Source organism: Pedobacter sp. MR2016-24, assembly GCF_026239655.1.
GTDB lineage: Bacteria > Bacteroidota > Bacteroidia > Sphingobacteriales > Sphingobacteriaceae > Pedobacter.
The window spans coordinates 329,318-348,446 of record NZ_JAPIVO010000002.1; the positions used below are offsets into that span (position 1 = coordinate 329,318).

Sequence of the window (19,129 nt, forward strand, 5' to 3'; positions counted from 1 at the left end):
ATAATAATGATTAAACAATTCTTATCAGTACTGCTGTTCTCTGCCGCATTGCCGGCCCTGGCACAGCAGACTGCTCAAATTACTGATCCGGTTGAATGGATCAATCCTTTAATGGGAACTGCCAGTAAACCGGATCTGTCTAATGGAAATACGTACCCTGCTATTGCTTTACCCTGGGGAATGAACTTCTGGACGCCACAGACAGGTAAAATGGGTGACGGATGGGCATATACCTATGATGCCGATAAAATTAAAGGCTTTAAACAGACTCACCAGCCATCTCCCTGGATGAATGATTACGGACAGTTTTCTGTAATGCCGGTAACGGGTAAAAAGAGATTTTCACAGACGGATCGCGAGAGCTGGTTTTCCCATAAAGCCGAAACAGCTAAACCCTACTATTACAGTGTTTACCTGGCTGATGCTGATGTGACCACAGAAATTACACCTACAGAAAGAGCAGCGCAATTTCGTTTTACTTTCCCACAATCTGACAGTTCTTTTGTTGTAGTCGATGCTTTCGACAAAGGGTCTTACGTTAAGGTAATCCCTAAAGAGGGAAAAATCATTGGCTACAGTACAAAATATGCAAGGGGACCATTACCTAATTTCAAAAACTACTTCGTTATTTATTTTGATAAGCCAATTGTATCAGCAGATACATGGCATGGTAATCAGCTGGCAAAAGATACGCTGGAGTTAAAGAGTAATCATTCCGGTGCTATAGTCGGCTTTAAAACAAAAAAAGGCGAGCAGGTTGGGATGAAGGTAGCTTCCTCATTCATCAGCATAGAACAGGCTGAGCTAAACTTAAAGCGTGAGCTGGCAAATGACAGTTTCGACGTCACCAAACAAAAAGCTAAAGCCATCTGGAATAAAACCCTGAACAGGATAAATGTGGAAGGAGGAACGGTAGATCAGACACGTACATTCTATTCTAGTTTATACCGTACATTGTTTTTTCCTAACAAAATGTATGAACTCGATGCATCCAATAAAATTGTACACTGGAGTCCGTATAATGGTAAAACCCTGCCAGGCTACATGTTTGCTGGAACTGGCTTCTGGGATACTTTCAGGGCATTATATCCATTCTTAAATCTGGTGTACCCATCTATTAATAAAGAGATGCAGGAAGGTCTGATCAATGATTATAAAGAAGGCGGATGGTTGCCTGAATGGTCAAGCCCGGGTTATGCCAATATCATGGTGGGCAACAATTCAGCTTCCGTAGTGGCCGATGCCTATATCAAAGGTATGCGCGGTTATGACATTGAAAAGTTGTACGAAGCATTGACACATGGCGCGAATAATGAAGGTCCGATAGAGGCAGTAGGCAGAAATGGTGTGAAATATTATAATGAACTGGGTTATGTTCCTTTTGATGTGAAGATCTCTGAAAATGCCGCCAAAACACTGGAATATGCTTATGATGATTTTACTATTTACCAGTTAGGGAGAGCATTAAACAAACCGAAATCAGAGACTGATATATACGCCAAAAGAGCGATGAACTATAAGAACCTGTTTGATCCTTCTTCAGGATTGATGCGTGGTAAAAATAAAGATGGGTCCTTCCAGTCGCCATTCAGCCCTTTTAAATGGGGTGGTGCATTTACTGAAGGTAACAGCTGGCATTATTCATGGTCAGTATTCCAGGATATTGATGGTTTAGCTACATTAATGGGTGGTAAAGATAAATTCGCTACCAAACTGGATTCCGTATTTTCATTGCCTCCGGTATTTGATGAGAGTGAATACGGTGGTGTGATCCATGAGATCCGTGAGATGCAGATTGCGAATATGGGACAGTATGCACATGGTAACCAGCCCATTCAGCATATGACTTATCTGTACAATTATGCAGGTCAGCCATGGAAGACACAGTACTGGGTAAGAGAAGTGATGGACAGGATGTATAAAGCTACGCCTGACGGGTATTGCGGTGATGAAGACAATGGTCAGACTTCTGCCTGGTATGTTTTCTCTGCTTTAGGTTTTTATCCGGTTACACCTGCTGTGGATCAGTACGTATTGGGTGCGCCTTTGTTTAAAAAGGTAACACTTAACCTGGAGAACGGGAAAAAGGTAGTATTGAATGCCGCCAATAACAGTGCAGACAACAGGTATATACAATCTTTGAAATTCAACACCAAAGAGTATGGTAAAAATTACCTTACCCACTCAGAATTACTGAAAGGAGCAACGCTTGATTTTAATATGACAGCGCAGCCAAATAAGAAAAGAGGAGTACACACTACTGATTTTCCTTATTCCTTGTCTACTGACAAAAAGTAATTATCTTTTATACAAGAAAGCCCGGTTAACATTGTCAACCGGGCTTTCTTGTATAAAAGACATATTAGTTCTTTACCATCTTAAGGAATGACGCGAGTTTAGCTTTCATTGCCCTGCGGTCTACTATAAAATCAAGGAATCCGTGCTCTTGTACAAATTCTGCCGTCTGGAATCCTTTCGGTAAATCCTTTTTTATGGTTTCTTTAATTACCCTCGGACCGGCAAAGCCGATCAATGCACCTGGCTCTGCGATGTTGATATCACCAAGCATTGCATATGAAGCCGTTACACCACCTGTAGTCGGATCTGTAAGCAAAGAGATGTAGGGTACTTTCGCCTGACTCAGCAAAGCTAATTTAGCCGATGTTTTTGCCATTTGCATCAGTGAGAATGCAGCTTCCATCATTCTTGCTCCGCCAGATTTAGAAATCATCAGGAATGGAATTTTATGTTTTATGCTATAATCGATAGAGCGGGCAATTTTTTCTCCTACCACTGACCCCATGGAGCCACCAATAAAGTTGAAATCCATACAGGCGATAACCAGCTCTTCACCTTCAATTTTACCTACGCCGGCACGTATAGCATCTTTTAAACCTGTTTTAGCCATAGTATCTACCAGGCGTTCTGTATAAGGTTTGCTATCTATAAAGTTAAGCGGATCTCCTGAAGTCAGGTCGCTGAAAAGTTCAGTAAAATCGTTATTATCAAATAATACCTCAAAATATTCTTTAGAGCCCACTCTTAAGTGATAGTCACAATAGTGGCAAACATATTTATTTTCGGTAAGGTCTGCGCTATGTAATGCTTTTTTGCAATTAGGACATTTGTTCCATAAGCCATCCGGCGCTTCTTTTTTTTCTTCAGTCAGCGTACTGATACCTTTTTTTTCTCTCTTAAACCAAGCCATGTTATTCGTTGAAAAATGCGATTACAAAGAAACGAAAAAAAATTAGAACAGTTTAACCTAGTTTCAGGATTACTTTGGCTAAATAATGACACAAGAGATTTGCCCACCCTGATATTTTTCCTAACTTCGGCATATATAAAATCTAATAACAATGAGTTTAAAAGGCTATAAAGGCGTAATTTACGGAGATGCCGTTCAGGAATTATTTGAACAGGCTAAAAAACATCAGTTTGCATTACCTGCAGTTAATGTTACCGGTACAAATACGGTCAACGCGGTTATGGAAACTGCAAAAGCGGTGAATTCACCAGTAATGATCCAGTTATCTAATGGTGGCGCGCAGTTTTACGCGGGCAAAACGTTAAATAATGACAACTTAAATGCATGTATCCTTGGTGCAGTATCTGCAGCAAAACATGTTCATTTGTTAGCAGAGCATTACGGTGTTGCTGTTGTTCTGCATACAGACCATGCTGCTAAAAAGTTATTGCCATGGATTGATGGATTGTTGGATCACGGAGAAAAATTCTTTGCTGAAACCGGAAAACCGTTGTTTTCTTCGCATATGATTGACCTTTCTGAAGAGTCTATCGAAGAAAACATGGAAATCTCTGTGAAATATTTAGCGCGTATGGCCAAGATGGGCATGACGCTGGAAATTGAATTAGGTGTAACAGGTGGTGAAGAAGATGGTGTTGATAACAGTGATGTTGACAGCTCTAAGTTATATACTCAACCTTCGGAAGTAGCTTATGCTTATGAAGAATTAAGTAAAGTAAGTGATAAATTTACTGTTGCTGCGGCTTTCGGTAATGTTCATGGTGTTTACAAGCCAGGTAATGTGAAATTGCAACCGGTAATTCTGAAGCACTCCCAGGATTTCGTGAAAGAGAAATTTAACCTTACTGCTGAAAAGCCGGTTAACTTTGTATTCCATGGTGGATCTGGTTCTTCTACTGAAGAAATCAGAGAAGCAATTTCTTATGGTGCTATCAAAATGAATATCGATACGGATATGCAATGGGCATACTGGGAAGGTATCCTTGATTATTATAAAGCGAATGAAGCTTATCTGCAAGGTCAGATTGGTAATCCTGATGGTGAAGATAAACCTAACAAAAAGTATTATGATCCACGCGTTTGGTTGCGCAAAGGTGAAGAAGCTTTTGTTAAGCGTTTAACCCAGGCTTTTGAAGATTTAAACTGCAGAAATGCAAGTGATAAATTATAATCCTTATCAATAGGTTAAAAACCGCTTTCTGAATTTCAGAAAGCGGTTTTTTTTTGTCATTTAAAATCGATGCAATCATTAATATATATATTAGTAAAATAAAATTAAGGTCATGGAATCCACCGCTCAGAATAAAAATCTATTTGAACGTTTTTCAAATGCTGCAACAAAATTTACGGGTAGTTCTTCTGCCTTTGTCATTGCGCTGGTCACGGTAATCTTGTGGGCGGTTACAGGGCCGTTGTTCCATTACTCTGAAACATGGCAGCTGGTCATTAATACCGGAACTACGATCATTACATTCCTGATGGTATTCCTGATCCAGAAAGCACAGAACAAGGATGGTAAGGCTATTCAGCTGAAATTGAATGAACTGATTGCTGCACATGAAAGGGCAAGTAACAGGATGGTTGATATAGAAGATTTAACTGAAGCTGAGCTTGACCAGCTGCATAAATTCTATGTTACATTGTCCTCTTTGGCAAAACAAGAAACCGATATTCATTGTTCTCATTCTATAGATGCAGCGCAGGAGATAAACGAGATTAAAACAAAACATTCCCACAAAAATAATTAAAATAACGATGGAAATACTGCAGGTGAATAAGATCAGGACTCAGGAAGAATTGGAAAGTGCATTCGCTGTCCGTAAGAAAGTTTTTGTGGAAGAACAGCACTGCCCGCCAGAACTGGAATATGAAAATGAAGACGTATCAACACATTTTCTCGCCTTAATGGATAACCATCCTTGTGGGGCCTGTCGCTGGCGTAAAACAGACAAGGGTTATAAGCTGGAGCGTTTTGCTGTGCTAAAAGAATTCAGAGGCAAAAGAGTAGGACAAGCCATGCTGGCTGCTGTTCTGGACGATCTGCCTGCTGACGCGGATCTGATATATCTGCATGCGCAGTTGGATGCAGTTGGACTGTATGCAAAATTTGGTTTTGCAGTAGAGGGAGAACAGTTTGAAGAAGCCGGGATCAAACACTTCAAAATGGTGAAACGTTAAAAGCTCAGGTTTTAAATACCTGCGCTGATAAGCTCAATGCTTCCTGCCATTTACTGGTATCCAGATTCAGGACTTCTCCGCGTGCTTCAAGGAAAGCAATCAGTTCTTCCGTGGCCAGATTACCTGTAAGGTCATCTGCCGCCATTGGACAACCGCCAAAGCCTTTTGCAGCACTATCAAATCTTCTGCAGCCGCTGTTATAGGCGGCTTCAATTTTTTCCAGACTTGTCTCTGGTGTACTGTGGAGGTGAAGACCTATTTCGGCCGACCCGCATTTATTATTTAACAGCGGAATTAGTTCTGCTATCTTTTCCGGGCTTGATACTCCGGTGGTGTCTGACAGGGAAAGAATTTTTGTACCACGTTCTGTCAGTGCAGTAGCCCATTGTTCTACAACTTCTTTGTGATATGGATCACCGTAAGGATTTCCAAATCCCATGGACAAATAAATAACCGCAGTTTTCTGATGTTTGTCACACAGTTCCAGCAATTGCTCCACCGTATGCAGAGATTCTGCGATAGAGGAGTTTGTATTCCTTTGCTGGAAGGTCTCAGAGATAGAAAAAGGGAAGCCTATATAACTGATCTCCGGAAAGGTCATCGCGTCTTCAGCACCTCTCAAATTGGCTACAATAGCCAGTAATTTACTCCTGGTTTCACTCAGATCAAGTTGTGCCAGCACTTCCCTCGTATCGGTCAGTTGAGGTATTGCCCTGGCGGACACAAAACTTCCAAAATCAATGGTATCAAATCCTACCGCTAACAGCGAATTGATATAAGCCGCTTTCAGGGCAGTAGGAATAAAATCGTGAATACCCTGCATTGCATCTCTTGGGCATTCTATCAGTTTAACCGGTTGCTGTTTCATGGGGCTTCAAAATAGGTAAAAATTGGCAGAAACGAAAAAAGGCACCATCGGGTGCCTTTTGATATTTGTTAAGCGTAGCTTATTTTGCTTTTTTCTGACCCAAGTCGATTACAATCGGAGTAGAGATACATAACGATGAGTAAGTACCAATGATACGGCCGATCAATAAGGCGAAGATAAATCCGCGGATACTTTCACCGCCGAAGATAAAGATTACCAGTAATACAAAGAATACAGTCAGTGAAGTTAAGATGGTACGACTCAATGTGCTGTTCAGTGCAAAGTTGATAAGTGTATTACGTTCTTCGCCATATAAATCTTCTTTACCCGCTTCTGCAAGTTTCTCACGAATACGGTCAAATACTACAACTGTTTCCGTCATGGTATAAGACATTACCGTTAAGATTGCAGCAATGAAATCCTGACCAATTTCTAATGAGAACGGCAATACACCGTCTAATATAGTATAGAAAGATAGTACCAGTAAAACATCATGGAATAATGCGATAACTGCTCCCAGACCATAGTTAAGTTTCTTGAACCTTACAATGATGTAGATAAACATCACTAAACAAGAAAATAGGATTGCACCATAAGCGCTGTAAACAAGGTCACTCGCAATGATAGGACCAACTTTCTGGTTACTTTCAATGGTATATTTAGCACCTGTTTTATCCAGGCCTCCTCTTAAAGCATTTTCTACCAGTTTATCTGCACCAGCATCCTGGTCAGTAATGTGGTAAGTAGTTGTAATTTTCAACTGGTTATCACCGCCTGCTGTTTTAACCTGAATTTCTTCATGTTCAAAGCTTGGTGCCAGTTTAGCTTTTACATCTTCAGTATCCATTCCTTTATCGAAATGAACGATATAAGTTCTTCCACCTTTAAAGTCGATACCTAATCTTAAACCACCGTTTTTGAAGTAGAATACAATACCTAAAAGGATGATGACAGAAGAGATGATATAATAGATCTTTCTGCGTCCAACGAAATCAAATGCAATGTTTTTGAAAGCGTGGATAGTTGCCTTGTTACCAAAAGTGATGTTTGCATTTTTATTCAGCAGCCCTTCAAATACAACACGTGAAATTAATACTGCACAGAATAATGAAGAAAGGATACCGATACATAATGTAGTTGCAAAGCCCTGAACAGGACCGCTACCGAATACATAAAGGATAACGCCCAGGATTAAGATCGTAACATTGGAGTCAATGATAGAAGGCATTGCATGTTTGAAACCTTCCTTGATTGCTGCAGCAGTACTTTTGCCATGATTTAACTCTTCTCTTACACGTTCGAAGATCAGAATGTTGGCATCGACAGATAAACCAATTACTAAAATGATACCCGCAATACCAGGTAAGGTTAATACCGCACCTAATGATACCAGGATACCAACGATAAAGAATAAGTTGATAACCAATGCAAGGTTGGCAACCCACCCTGCTTTGTTGTAATACAAGGCCATGAACACAAGGATCACGATAAACGCCAGAACGAATGAAAGTAAACCATCATCAATAGCTGCCTGACCTAATGAAGGACCTACAACGAACTCTCCAACGATACGTGCCGGAGCAGGTAATTTACCCGCTTTCAAGATATTCGCTAAATCCTGTGTTTCATTTACAGTGAAGTTACCAGAGATCGAAGATGTTCCGTTAGGAATTTCATTCTGAACAGTAGGGGCAGAGTAAACTGCGTTATCCAATACAATGGCAATGGCTTTTTTGTTGTTTTGATCAGCTGAAGCTTCAGCTGTAATTTTTTTCCATTTCTGAGCACCGTCGCCAGTCATCATCATGGTCACATCAGGATTACCTTTCTGATCGTAGTCAGCACGGGCATCGCTGATAGCTTCGCCACCTAAATCTGGTTTTCCGTCAGGATTTACAGATTTGATCGCATACAATTCAAATACTTTCGAACCGTCCATCGGTCTGACACTCCACATGAACTTAAAACTCTGAGGAATGATAGCTGCAATTTGTGGTAATCTGAAATATGAATTTACTTTAGCAGTATCTTTTTGAGCTACCCATCCAACAGTCGGACCCGGACGTAAAGCAGGTTGTCCGTTTTCTCCCTGGTAAGTAGGAATATTTAAAACAGCGAATAAAGGATTCGATTTCGAAAGCTCCTGAGTTTTCAGTGCAGTGGAGTCTTTTCCTTTTGCTGCAGTTTGAGCTCCCAGACCAGCTAAAGCACTTCCTTTAGCTGCAGTGTCTGTAACTTTTGTTGCTGATGTATCTTTTAAAGTTGCTGCAAGCGTTTTGTTGATGTTTTCCATCACAGAATAAACTTCTTCATTCTGATATACCTGCCAGAATTGTAATTCTGCAGAACCTTGCAATAATTTGTGAACCCTTTCAATATCCTGAACACCTGGCATCTCAATCAGGATACGGTTAGTACCTTCCTGTTTCTGCATGTTCGGGCTTACTACACCAAATCCGTCGATACGGCTTCTGATGATGAAGAATGAACGGTCGATTGCGCTTTCAGCTTCTTTTGATAAGTAAGTCTTAACCTCAGAATTGCTTGCACTGGCTTTCAGCTGTGCTGCATTATCCTGATTAGCGAAATAATCTGCAAGTTTTACATTAGGGCTGATTTTTTCAAATTCATTAACAAACAAACTAATGAAATCTTTACCACCAGCATTCAACTGAGTTTGTGCTGTTGATAATGCTTTGTTAAAGTTTGCATCGTCGGTATTATTGGCTAGTGATTTAACCAGTTCGCCTAACGAGATTTCCATCGTTACGTTCATACCACCTTTAAGGTCAAGACCCAGGTTGATTTCTTTCCCTTTGCAGAACTGGTAGTCAAATCCGAAGATCGGATAAACCGGAACAGCCGCCATAGAGTCCAAATAAGCTTTTTCTTTAACTAAGTCGCCTTTGGCATATGCTTTAGCGTCTTTTTCTACCTTCGAAGTAACGAGATTAAACGAGAGGGAATACACACAGACAATACCTAATAGTATTGCCATAAATTTAATGAAACCTTTACCTTGCATTTTTTGTTTGTAATTATTTGTCTATGCTGTATTGTTTTTCAACAAGTCGGCAAATCTAATTATTTTTTTAATTAATAGTCAGCCTAATATAATATTTATTGATGATATGAAACTATTTCCGGATAAGGGTGGAAAATGTGTATCCGAAGGCGTTTTTTTCATCCGGTTCAAAGCTGATACTTTCTGTTTCTTCCCAGTTGTTTGGGTCGATTTCAGGAAAAAACGTATCTGCATCAAATATTCCCTTCACCACAGTCAGGTAAATTTTGTCAGTCAGTGACATCGCCATTTTATAAATTTCAGCGCCGCCCCCTATAAATACTTCTTCGTGTTCATCGCAAAGCGCCAGTGCCTCTTCCAATGTATGTACAACTTCTACACCGGGTATTTCCAATCCGTTTTTCCGTGTAATTACAATGTTACGGCGATTGGGCAAAGGTTTACCTACCGAGTCATAGGTTTTACGGCCCATGATAATGGTATGACCAGTGGTAACTTCCCTGAAATGTTTCAGGTCTGCCGGCAGGTGCCACAGTAGTTTATTCTCTTTTCCTATCGCGTTATTCTCCGCGATAGCTACAACGATAGATATGATCATACTGCAACTATTCCTTTAATGTGCGGATGTGGTTCGTAATTTTTTAAGGTGAAGTCTTCATAAGTAAAACTGAAAATATCTTTCACGTCAGGATTGATTTCCATTACGGGCAATGGTTTCGCCTCTCTGCTTAACTGTAATTTTGCCTGTTCAATGTGGTTATTGTACAAATGCGCATCGCCAAGGGTATGGATAAAATCACCACATTCCAGGTTGCATACCTGTGCCACCATCATGGTGAGCAATGCATAAGAGGCAATATTAAATGGAACACCCAAAAATATATCGGCACTGCGCTGATAAAGCTGGCAGCTGAGTTTACCATCGGCCACGTAAAATTGAAAAAAGGCATGACATGGCGGAAGTGCCATGTTTTCGATCTCTGCAACGTTCCATGCCGACACAATAATCCTGCGGGAATCGGGATTGGTCTTGATGGTATTGATGATCTGGCTGATCTGGTCAATCTGTCCTCCGTTAGGCGCAGGCCATGAACGCCACTGTGATCCATAAACAGGACCAAGGTTACCTTGCTCATCTGCCCATTCATCCCAGATCTTTACATTATTGTCTTTTAAGTATTTGATGTTGGTATCTCCGCTTAAAAACCAGATCAGTTCATGTATGATAGATTTAAGGTGTAATTTTTTAGTAGTAACCATAGGAAAACCTTCCTGCAGGTTGAAGCGCATCTGATAACCAAATACACTGATCGTACCTGTTCCTGTGCGGTCGTGTTTCTGTGCGCCGTGATCAAGCACGTGCTGCATTAAGTCCAAATATTGTTTCATGATAAAAGTTAAGCGTTTGCTCTTTTGCAAAACTAGGCAAATCGGTCTTATGAAAATAATATGTTTTGCGCATTTGTGTATAAATTACGAGTTGTGTATAAAAACAGATATCCCTTAGATGGATTAAATGATTTTTATATGTTTGTGACCAAACCTTTAAAAACATAAGGATGCTCACATTCGCCAATGCCAAAATAAATCTGGGTTTACATGTTACAGAGAAAAGGAGCGATGGCTACCATAATCTGGAAACTGTGTTTTATCCTGTAAAGTTACATGATGTGCTGGAAATCACTGATGCGGAAAAAACCAGCTGCGTAACTGAGGGTATAACGGTGCCGGGAGATACGGCAGATAATATCTGTATGAAAGCATATGAGTTGCTGAAAAAGGATTTTGACTTGCCTGCACAGCAAATTACATTGTTGAAAAATATCCCTGTAGGGGCAGGTCTGGGTGGTGGCTCTTCGGACGCTGCTTTTCTGATTAAACTGTTGAATGAAAAATTTAAACTTGGAATTTCCGCAGAACGTATGGAAGATTATGCCCGGCAGCTTGGCGCCGATTGTGCCTTCTTTATTAAGAATAAACCAGTTTACGCCACTGGTAAAGGAGATGAATTCGCTGAATTGTCCGTAGCGCTGTCGCGCTATTTCATGGTACTGGTCAAGCCTCCTGTTCATGTATCGACTGCTGATGCTTATGCCGGCCTTGTTCCGGTTAAACCTTCAGTCTCGCTTAAAGAGCTGATCGCTTCCCCTGTTGAGGAATGGCGGGACTTAATGAAGAATGATTTTGAGCAACATGTTTTTGTAAAATATCCCGAAATCGCGCTTATTAAAGATCAGCTTTACGCTGCAGGTGCTACATTTGCATTAATGAGTGGCAGTGGATCAAGTGTGTATGCAATTTTTGAAGAGGCTGTAAGGCTGCCCGGACTGGAAAAAGAGAATAAAGTGTTTTATAATATTTAGCGAAATGGAAATTAACCTGGTACGTAAAAACAATAAGTTCAATTTTGAAGCGGAAAGTAGTTCCGGACAAAAGGTAGAACTGGATGCCAATCCTGCAATAGGTGGTGAAGGGAAAGGATTCAGACCAATGGAGATGCTGCTGGTAGGTCTGGGAGGATGTAGCGGTATTGATATGGTGAATGTGCTGACCAAGCAGAAAGAGCCTTTGGAAAATATTAAAATCAATATTAAGGCTACACGTAAGGAGGAGGAGACACCTGCCATATTTGATGTAATCAATATCCATTTTGATCTCCAGGGAACATTGAATGTACAAAAGGTTGAACGTGCACTTGCGCTTACTTTTGAAAAATATTGCTCGGTATCTAATATTCTTGGCCGCTCGGCAACGATTAATTTTTCTTACGCTATCCAGGAATAAACTGGCAGGCTGACTTAAAATATAAATCCCCTTTTCTTAAACAGGAAAGGGGATTTTTTTGTCAGTTTTAGCTGATATATTCACGGTCTTCGTCGCTAAGACCATCTTTTGGCTGCTCGGGTTTAGCAGGCTCAGTGTGATGATTATTTTCAAACCTGTCATCGTAAGTGCTGACTACAGTTTTTGGTCGCCCTGCCCAGTATCCCAGTACAAATCCAATAAAAGTACATACACCCACGACCAGTAATTTGGAGATGTCCTTCTCTACAAAAATGAAATCGAATTTAACAGGTTCAGTGTTCATCATCAAAAAAATGGTGATTAAGACGGTGAAAACAATGATGAAGATGGTTCTGGTGCGCATAATGTTAAAAAGTATAATTTACAATGACTTCAAATATAGGGTTCTGATGGTATTCCCGGTTTACGAATACAAATCTTGTACCTAAATCAAAAACCGGCTGATACCGCAGCAGGTTCATACTGCTGTACAATTCAAAGCCGTAAGTCTTGGGCTGCGACAGGTTGGTGTCTTTTCCGATATTTTCATAATGGCAGAAAAGTCCGCCTCTGACATTCGTAATATAAGCCAGGGGGCCGATTTCTGCGTCCGGAAATGCAATCGGGAAACGATAGTTAAACAGCAAGGTATTTTCCAGTTTACTTTTTGCCGCAATATTGTTATATCCATAGACCCTGCCAATTTCGGAGGTATTTGTACGGATGCCGCTGGATTCCTGATAATTAAAATTGGCCAGAAAGGTATGGTTTCTCGCGATCCCGGGAAAGTAGAGGAAACTCTCCACTGCAAAGAGGTTTCCGCTCAGCTGCTTGTCGAAAGGCTGACTCAGGTAAGTAAACCGGAGTATCTGTGCCCACCTTGGTGCAATATCTCTTTCTGCGGCACGGATGCTATGGGAAAGCGTGAAGCCAGTTTCCATTGGAAAGAGGATTCGGGTTACATAATCTGCTGGCATATTTTCGGGCATGTACCGCTGGGTATAACTGGTGCCGAGATTGAACGAAAAGTTATAATTATGATTTTGTGCACTGAGGCTTACCGGGACAATTGCCTGCAGCCTTACATAATTTTCTCTCCATTCTCCCAGCTGTAGTCCGCGCGTAGTTCCGTAAAACGTACTACGCGGCCTGTTCCTGTAATCCAGATTGAAAATAGGGTAGAGACTTTTAAAGCTGATTCCCGCATTGTACTCAAACCTCCTCAGGTCACTTTCATAATCTACACCCGCATAAGCGTCGAACGTATTCAGCAGATTATTTGACTTTAACTGGATCCCTCCCTGATTTTCGTTCTCTATGACAGGAATGATACTATGGAAATTGAAAAGGTTACCCAGTTTTTTATAAGGTTTTGAAGAAAAAGTACTGTCTGTCGGCACGCTGGCAAATACGTTTCCAGCGTTTTCCTGTTTCTCCGCTGCCGCACCAAAATAAATAAAATTGTTTTTCCCGGTTTTAACCGGCGCAATTTTAGTTTCAGCTACCGAATAGCCGAATAATTTGTAATCATTAAACAAAATTGAATCAGTACCTGCTACTACTGTAGGGTTGAATGCACCGTATTTAGCGTTGCTCAGCGCGCTTATCTTCTTTGAGTTGATGTCAACAATGTAAATGTTATCTATGCCGCTGTAGTGGGCGTTAAATGCAATATTGTTATTGATGAATACCGGGCGGCTGATTTGTTGTGGCGTATCTTTTATAATTTGGCGTGTTTTACCGTCTGCATCAGCAATCCAGAGTGATTTTCCGCTTTCCTTCACACTGATGTAGGCAACTCTTGTTCCTGTCTGATCAAATGATGGCGTCTGGATCAGCAGGTTTTCTGGATTCGGATAAGTTCGTAACACCGATCCGTTCCGTGCATCAAGCACTATCATGCTGATTTTGTTACTGAGGTCAATTTCTACAGCCACAATTTTTGATCCGTCAGCAGACAGGGCAGGGGAGAAAATTCTAGATCTTGAACTCAGCTTGCGAACCTTCCCGGTTTTCATATCATAGCTGCAGATGACACTATAGCTTCGCTGTCTGAATCTCGGATCGAACCTGATTTCATCCCAAACAATTTTACCGCTGGCATAACTGAACCATGACTGTTCCTGCTGACCGATCCCCTGGATCTTTTTTTCTTTTTTATCCGGGGAGATCAGTACAAAGTGTGGCGGCTCAGCCTTACTTTGTTTCAGTGCTAAAATGTTTCCATCAGGGAGCTTTACAGGTAACTGATAATTTGTGGCAAAGCTGACCGGTCTGTTCAGTAAAGCATAGTTTTCTGAAGGTGTAATTTTCGCTTGATGTTCCCAGTCTCCTGTCAGTTTTTCTGTTGCGAAATCGTACCATTCTTTACCATTTTTTCCAGAATATTTTTTAAGACTTTTGGCAAAAGGATAGATGCGCAGGGGACGATTTTTAATGTCGGTCAGCACACTGTCGAAAACGAACTTTCCAGCCTTCTCTCTGATGAGTGAGCTGAGCAGATAACCGAGTTGATAGTAACCAGGTGTAACGTCTTTTTGCGAGCCAAAATTTGCCTTGCTGTAAGATAGTTTTTTACCTTCCAGCAGTGTTGCACGATAAGGCATAATCCAGCTTGGCTGTCGCCCGCGCCCTGCGTGTGTGAGCGAAGTTTCCGTACTGACTGCGTCACCTTCAAAAAACCAGAGTGGAATGCTCGCACCCATCCATGCGAAATAAACTTCTTCAGGAAAAGGATAGGGTCTTCCATTAACCAGTTTATCAAATTGTGCAGCATGTCTAAGCTCGTGCACGGCAAGATTATTCAGCCAGTCCTGACTATCAAATTGCTGAGGGGGAGTAGTGAAGAATTCCGACTTTTTAGGTGCAAGCTGCACATAGCCGTTTGCTACCACTCCGCGGTTTTGGAAAAGAATAGGAATGGTTGTTTTTTTTACGTTTAAACTCCGGCCAACGGCAGGAAAAATATAGCGGATGGTATTAGCCATACGTTGTGCTTCACTTTCCAGTTCTACCGGATAAATTACTCTAAAGCCCGAAGTGTTAATTTCTCTCCAATTTACACTCAGCGGATTTTGTTCTCCGCCAAAAATCTGCGCTTCACTTTTAGATGAGATAAATATTAATATAAAATATGTTAAAGTACTGATTATTAACTTTGTATTGTGTTTCCAGGATAGCTTAATTTGCATTTACTAAAATAGTTAGTTTTTTTAAAGATTTGGATGTTTGGTCTATGTAAATTAAACTGTTGCGTTTTTGTGTTTAATGTGCTGATAAACTTAATGATATAAAATAAGGATCTGTAAATATGGAATGAATTAACGTTTTTTTTCTAAGAAATCAAGGCTTGTTTCCTACATTATTCCTGTGCTTTTTTTCTGCTGTTTAATGTAGGTTGAAGATACACTATTTACACTTAATAGAAGAAAAAAAAATTGCTTTCAAAGCCTCTCGTTATCCTTCTGATTCCGATAGTTATGAATCTTATTTCTTCATTTTCCAGTATATTAATCAATTCATAAACAAAAATATACCTTATCTTGTAAACAATAAAAATGCTAGGTTTTCGAGGCTTTATCTTCCAGTATTGTCTTGCAAAAAGTAATAGAAGATGCTGACTCAAATCCGTATCGCCTGATGATAAGGACCTCATCAGGTCCGGCGGGGAGACTGATCTTGATATGAAAATGACCTGCCGGGATAAGTACTGTGTAGATGGAATCTATATGGCTCTTAAACGGTTTGGATTAACGTTCCTGGTTTTTGCTTTGCCGTTTTTTATAGATGGGATACAAAAATACTGCACCCAGAATAAGGATAGAACCCATATAAAATCCGGCAGACATCGTTTCTTTGTGACCGAAAAAAAGGAAGGCTAAAATAATACCGTAAACGGGTTCCAGATTACTGATCAGCGCAACGCGAAAAGCGGATAGCGTACGCATCACGGATACACCGGCTATATAGGCTAGTGCTGTGCAGATCGTACCCAGAACAGTTAACCAGATCCAGTCCATTACGCTGAGATCAAATGTTTCATGAAGTAGTGTGTGGTCAAACAGGCGGTAAACTGTAATCCAGAAAAATGCTCCTGCAAGTTCGTAGAAGCCAATCACCCTGGCATCACTCTTTTGCGCAAAGGTAGAATTCATAATGGAAAACAGGCTCGAGGCAACCGCTGCTGAGAGTCCGAAAATAATGCCTGATGTATATTTTGTTTCGAATTTAAATATCAGGTAGATGCCTAAAATGATAATCAGCCCAATCACAATATCGCCCACCTGTATGGCAGTTTTCTTGACAATAGGTTCCAGGATAGCAGTGAAAAGGGTGAAAGAAGATAAGCAAACCAGCGTAACCGATACAGTAGATACTTTAATGGCATGAAAAAACAGGATCCAGTGGAGGGCGACGATACTGCCTGTAAAAAAGAATTGCAGGAATTCTTTCCGTGTTACAGTCAGGTCCAGACCGGTTGCCTTGAAATATATAAATAAGGTTACACTGGCAATAAGTACCCTGTACCATACCATTTGCACCGCGTCAACTGAAATTAGTGCGCCCAGGATTCCCGTAAATCCCCATATAAATACAGTAAAATGAAGTATTAAAAGGTTTTTATTGACGCTGGAAGGAGATAGGGCATTCATTTATTTTGGTGCTTTTCGTAATAAGTACATGCCTAAAAGGCCGAAGAAAATTGTTGGGATCAATACCGCCAGCAAAGGGGGGACGCCGCCTTTTAAAGAGAACATTTTTGCAAACTGATTCAGTACAATATAAGCAAAACTTAGTATGATACCTATTCCAAGGGGTAAACCAACACCGCCTCTTACCTTACGGGACGAGAGCGCAACGCCTATCAGTGTCAATACAAAGGCTGATAATGGCTGCAGGTAACGTTTGTATTGTTCAAATAACAGATCATTCCAGATCCCTGTACCTCTGATTTTTTCTTTCTTAATTTTATCGGACAATTCCCTGTTAGTTAGGTTTTCATAGACGTTTTCATAGGCAGAGAAGTCATCCGGCCGCATATCAAGTATGGTATCTTTGGTCTTTGCAGAACCACTGATCATACTTTCTTTTAATCCGCTCACATTCCTGATGGAGTAGTTTGTTATTTTCCAGCTCCGCTTTAAAGAATCCCAGGTAATCTGATCTGCAACCAGCTTTTTAACCAACACATCACCTTTGAAGTTATCCAGGGAGAAGTGATAACCCGACTTACTCTTGTTATCGAAACTTTCCATATAGATATAAGTGTTCTCATCCAGTTTCATATGGATGTTGTTCTTGCTGGAAGGATCGTTTTTCTTTACGTAAGTGTTTTCAAAGCTGTTTTTAAGCTGATTCGTATAAGGCAACACATATAAATTTGCCCCCAGATTTGCAGCAAAAATGATAAATGCGGAGATAAAATAGGGCAATAAAAAGCGGTTAAAACTTACGCCACCACTAAGGATCGGAACAATTTCCGTTTGATCTGCCATTTTTGCAGTAAAGAAAATTACTGCAATAAAGTTGATCAAAGGAGACAACATGTTCACATAGAAAGGAATCGATCCTGCATAATACAAGGAAATAACCTGCCAGAAAGTAAGGTTGTTCCCCAGGAAATCATCCAGTTTTTCAGAAAGATCAAAAATAACAATAATGACTACGAAGATAGTCAGGGTATAAATAAATGTACCCAGATACTTCCCGATAATATAGCGGTCGATAATCTTTATATTGTTCCTGATGATATTCATTTACAGCTTGTTCCCTAATATAGTAACCATTTTATTCTTCCATGCATTAAATTCACCAGCAATGATTTTTTCTCTGGCTGTTTTAACCAGCCACATATAAAAATGAAGATTATGCAGTGTAGCGATCTGAGCGCCCAGCATCTCTTTAGAGTGCATCAGGTGACGTAGATAGGCTTTGGAATATACCTGATCTGCGTATAAATCACTTTCTGCGTCAATCGGCGAAAAGTCATCTGCCCATTTTTTATTGCCGATATTAATAATACCATTACGCGTAAATAACATCCCGTTCCGCGCGTTTCTGGTAGGCATCACACAGTCAAACATATCAATACCTAACGCAATATTCTCTAAAATATTGATTGGTGTACCTACACCCATCAGGTACCTTGGTTTGTCAGCCGGCAGAATATTACACACCACTTCAGTCATGCCATACATTTCTTCTGCAGGTTCCCCCACCGATAAACCACCAATTGCATTGCCTTCGCGATCCATTGAAGCAATAAATTCGGCCGATTTCATTCTCAGGTCTTTATATACCGAACCCTGTACAATTGGGAACAGGGTCTGATCAAAGCCATATTTAGGTTCCGTGGTATCAAAGCGCTTACAGCAGCGCTTTAACCAGCGATGGGTCATATTGATGGAGTTCGCCGCATATTTATAATCGCATGGATAAGGAGTACACTCATCAAATGCCATAATAATATCGGCACCAATTGTACGCTGGATATCCATTGCATTTTCAGGGCTGAACAAATGTTTTGACCCGTCAATATGCGAGCGGAAGGTTACACCTTCTTCTTTTATTTTGTTTACTTTGCTCAGAGAATACACCTGGTAGCCTCCGCTATCGGTTAAAATCGGACGGTCCCAGCCGATAAATTTATGCAGACCACCGGCTTTTTCAATCACATCCAATCCCGGTCGTAGGTATAAATGGTAAGTATTTCCAAGTATTATCTTTGCATTTATATCATTTTCCAGCTCCCGCTGGTGCACCGCTTTTACCGTTCCGGCAGTACCTACAGGCATAAAAATGGGTGTTTGGATCTCGCCATGCGCGGTGGTAACTGTTCCGGCTCTAGCTTTTGATTGTGTATCGTTTGCCTCTAAGGTAAATTTCATTAGTAATATTATTTTTAACGTTTATGAAGCCTGCACAAAATTGCCATTAATTTGCAGAGCTGTCTGATACAGATTCACACATGTTTGTGCGATTCGAAAAATCTGCGCAAAAGTAGCAA

The 19,129-nt window shown here is 40.6% G+C and carries 16 protein-coding genes; 6 read left to right on the top strand and 10 right to left on the bottom strand.

Annotated elements, in window-relative coordinates:
* The first annotated feature begins 6 nt into the window (after nt 1-6).
* Nucleotides 7-2,298 carry a GH92 family glycosyl hydrolase gene (locus OQX62_RS05630; protein WP_265830437.1) on the top strand — a complete coding sequence of 764 codons (2,292 nt, stop codon included), beginning with the start codon at nt 7-9 and terminating at the stop codon, nt 2,296-2,298.
* A 64-nt stretch (nt 2,299-2,362) separates the two neighbouring features.
* Here the strand turns inward: OQX62_RS05630 and accD are convergent, their stop codons facing one another.
* Nucleotides 2,363-3,208: an acetyl-CoA carboxylase, carboxyltransferase subunit beta gene (accD, locus tag OQX62_RS05635; RefSeq protein ID WP_265830438.1), complete on the bottom strand. Its 846-nt coding sequence runs from the start codon at nt 3,206-3,208 to the stop codon at nt 2,363-2,365.
* A 151-nt stretch (nt 3,209-3,359) separates the two neighbouring features.
* Here accD and fbaA point away from each other — a divergent pair, with 151 nt between their 5' ends.
* The 3 genes from fbaA (at nt 3,360) to OQX62_RS05650 (ending at nt 5,446) form a co-directional block, all read left to right on the top strand.
* On the top strand, nt 3,360-4,439 hold the full coding sequence (gene fbaA, locus OQX62_RS05640) for a class II fructose-bisphosphate aldolase (protein ID WP_265830439.1): 1,080 nt from the start codon (nt 3,360-3,362) through the stop codon (nt 4,437-4,439).
* A 112-nt stretch (nt 4,440-4,551) separates the two neighbouring features.
* Nucleotides 4,552-5,016 (top strand): low affinity iron permease family protein, encoded by a 465-nt coding sequence (locus OQX62_RS05645; protein ID WP_265830440.1) that lies wholly within the window; start codon nt 4,552-4,554, stop codon nt 5,014-5,016.
* Nucleotides 5,017-5,023: 7 nt separating this feature from the next.
* Nucleotides 5,024-5,446, top strand: coding sequence for a GNAT family N-acetyltransferase (locus tag OQX62_RS05650; RefSeq protein ID WP_265830441.1), 423 nt, complete (start codon nt 5,024-5,026; stop codon nt 5,444-5,446).
* Between the two features lie 4 nt (nt 5,447-5,450).
* On the opposite strand, the gene OQX62_RS05655 is transcribed toward OQX62_RS05650, so the two are convergent.
* The 4 genes from OQX62_RS05655 to OQX62_RS05670 form a co-directional block, all read right to left on the bottom strand.
* Nucleotides 5,451-6,314 carry a hydroxymethylglutaryl-CoA lyase gene (locus tag OQX62_RS05655; RefSeq protein WP_265830442.1) on the bottom strand — a complete coding sequence of 288 codons (864 nt, stop codon included), beginning with the start codon at nt 6,312-6,314 and terminating at the stop codon, nt 5,451-5,453.
* 79 nt (nt 6,315-6,393) lie between these two features.
* Entirely contained in the window at nt 6,394-9,339 is a 2,946-nt protein-coding gene (gene secDF / locus OQX62_RS05660; protein ID WP_265830443.1) for a protein translocase subunit SecDF, read from the bottom strand.
* Between the two features lie 112 nt (nt 9,340-9,451).
* On the bottom strand, nt 9,452-9,937 hold the full coding sequence (locus OQX62_RS05665) for a dihydrofolate reductase (protein WP_265830444.1): 486 nt from the start codon (nt 9,935-9,937) through the stop codon (nt 9,452-9,454).
* Entirely contained in the window at nt 9,934-10,728 is a 795-nt protein-coding gene (locus OQX62_RS05670) for a thymidylate synthase (RefSeq protein ID WP_265830445.1), read from the bottom strand. Before OQX62_RS05670 ends, OQX62_RS05665 begins: the two co-directional genes overlap by 4 nt.
* Nucleotides 10,729-10,898: 170 nt before the next feature.
* Here OQX62_RS05670 and ispE point away from each other — a divergent pair, with 170 nt between their 5' ends.
* Entirely contained in the window at nt 10,899-11,702 is an 804-nt protein-coding gene (ispE, locus tag OQX62_RS05675; RefSeq protein ID WP_265830446.1) for a 4-(cytidine 5'-diphospho)-2-C-methyl-D-erythritol kinase, read from the top strand.
* A 4-nt stretch (nt 11,703-11,706) separates the two neighbouring features.
* Complete coding sequence (locus OQX62_RS05680) at nt 11,707-12,123, top strand: OsmC family protein (protein ID WP_265830447.1); 417 nt, start codon at nt 11,707-11,709, stop codon at nt 12,121-12,123.
* Between the two features lie 67 nt (nt 12,124-12,190).
* On the opposite strand, the gene OQX62_RS05685 is transcribed toward OQX62_RS05680, so the two are convergent.
* The 5 genes from OQX62_RS05685 to tgt form a co-directional block, all read right to left on the bottom strand.
* Nucleotides 12,191-12,487: a LapA family protein gene (locus OQX62_RS05685; RefSeq protein ID WP_265830448.1), complete on the bottom strand. Its 297-nt coding sequence runs from the start codon at nt 12,485-12,487 to the stop codon at nt 12,191-12,193.
* Nucleotides 12,488-12,491: 4 nt separating this feature from the next.
* Nucleotides 12,492-15,314: a TolB family protein gene (locus OQX62_RS05690; RefSeq protein WP_265830449.1), complete on the bottom strand. Its 2,823-nt coding sequence runs from the start codon at nt 15,312-15,314 to the stop codon at nt 12,492-12,494.
* A 558-nt stretch (nt 15,315-15,872) separates the two neighbouring features.
* Nucleotides 15,873-16,775: a DMT family transporter gene (locus OQX62_RS05695; protein WP_265830450.1), complete on the bottom strand. Its 903-nt coding sequence runs from the start codon at nt 16,773-16,775 to the stop codon at nt 15,873-15,875.
* Nucleotides 16,776-17,879, bottom strand: coding sequence for an LptF/LptG family permease (locus tag OQX62_RS05700; protein WP_265830451.1), 1,104 nt, complete (start codon nt 17,877-17,879; stop codon nt 16,776-16,778).
* Nucleotides 17,880-19,010: a tRNA guanosine(34) transglycosylase Tgt gene (gene tgt / locus OQX62_RS05705; protein WP_265830452.1), complete on the bottom strand. Its 1,131-nt coding sequence runs from the start codon at nt 19,008-19,010 to the stop codon at nt 17,880-17,882. It lies immediately after the preceding gene.
* Nucleotides 19,011-19,129 lie beyond the last annotated feature (119 nt).

Excerpts from the sequence above, each read along its gene's own strand:
- OQX62_RS05630 (WP_265830437.1), top strand. The coding sequence starts at position 7 with ATGATTAAACAATTCTTATCAGTACTGCTGTTCTCTGCCGCATTGCCG.
- accD (WP_265830438.1), bottom strand. The coding sequence starts at position 3,208 with ATGGCTTGGTTTAAGAGAGAAAAAAAAGGTATCAGTACGCTGACTGAA.
- fbaA (WP_265830439.1), top strand. The coding sequence starts at position 3,360 with ATGAGTTTAAAAGGCTATAAAGGCGTAATTTACGGAGATGCCGTTCAG.
- OQX62_RS05645 (WP_265830440.1), top strand. The coding sequence starts at position 4,552 with ATGGAATCCACCGCTCAGAATAAAAATCTATTTGAACGTTTTTCAAAT.
- OQX62_RS05650 (WP_265830441.1), top strand. The coding sequence starts at position 5,024 with ATGGAAATACTGCAGGTGAATAAGATCAGGACTCAGGAAGAATTGGAA.
- OQX62_RS05655 (WP_265830442.1), bottom strand. The coding sequence starts at position 6,314 with ATGAAACAGCAACCGGTTAAACTGATAGAATGCCCAAGAGATGCAATG.
- secDF (WP_265830443.1), bottom strand. The coding sequence starts at position 9,339 with ATGCAAGGTAAAGGTTTCATTAAATTTATGGCAATACTATTAGGTATT.
- OQX62_RS05665 (WP_265830444.1), bottom strand. The coding sequence starts at position 9,937 with ATGATCATATCTATCGTTGTAGCTATCGCGGAGAATAACGCGATAGGA.
- OQX62_RS05670 (WP_265830445.1), bottom strand. The coding sequence starts at position 10,728 with ATGAAACAATATTTGGACTTAATGCAGCACGTGCTTGATCACGGCGCA.
- ispE (WP_265830446.1), top strand. The coding sequence starts at position 10,899 with ATGCTCACATTCGCCAATGCCAAAATAAATCTGGGTTTACATGTTACA.
- OQX62_RS05680 (WP_265830447.1), top strand. The coding sequence starts at position 11,707 with ATGGAAATTAACCTGGTACGTAAAAACAATAAGTTCAATTTTGAAGCG.
- OQX62_RS05685 (WP_265830448.1), bottom strand. The coding sequence starts at position 12,487 with ATGCGCACCAGAACCATCTTCATCATTGTTTTCACCGTCTTAATCACC.
- OQX62_RS05690 (WP_265830449.1), bottom strand. The coding sequence starts at position 15,314 with ATGCAAATTAAGCTATCCTGGAAACACAATACAAAGTTAATAATCAGT.
- OQX62_RS05695 (WP_265830450.1), bottom strand. The coding sequence starts at position 16,775 with ATGAATGCCCTATCTCCTTCCAGCGTCAATAAAAACCTTTTAATACTT.
- OQX62_RS05700 (WP_265830451.1), bottom strand. The coding sequence starts at position 17,879 with ATGAATATCATCAGGAACAATATAAAGATTATCGACCGCTATATTATC.
- tgt (WP_265830452.1), bottom strand. The coding sequence starts at position 19,010 with ATGAAATTTACCTTAGAGGCAAACGATACACAATCAAAAGCTAGAGCC.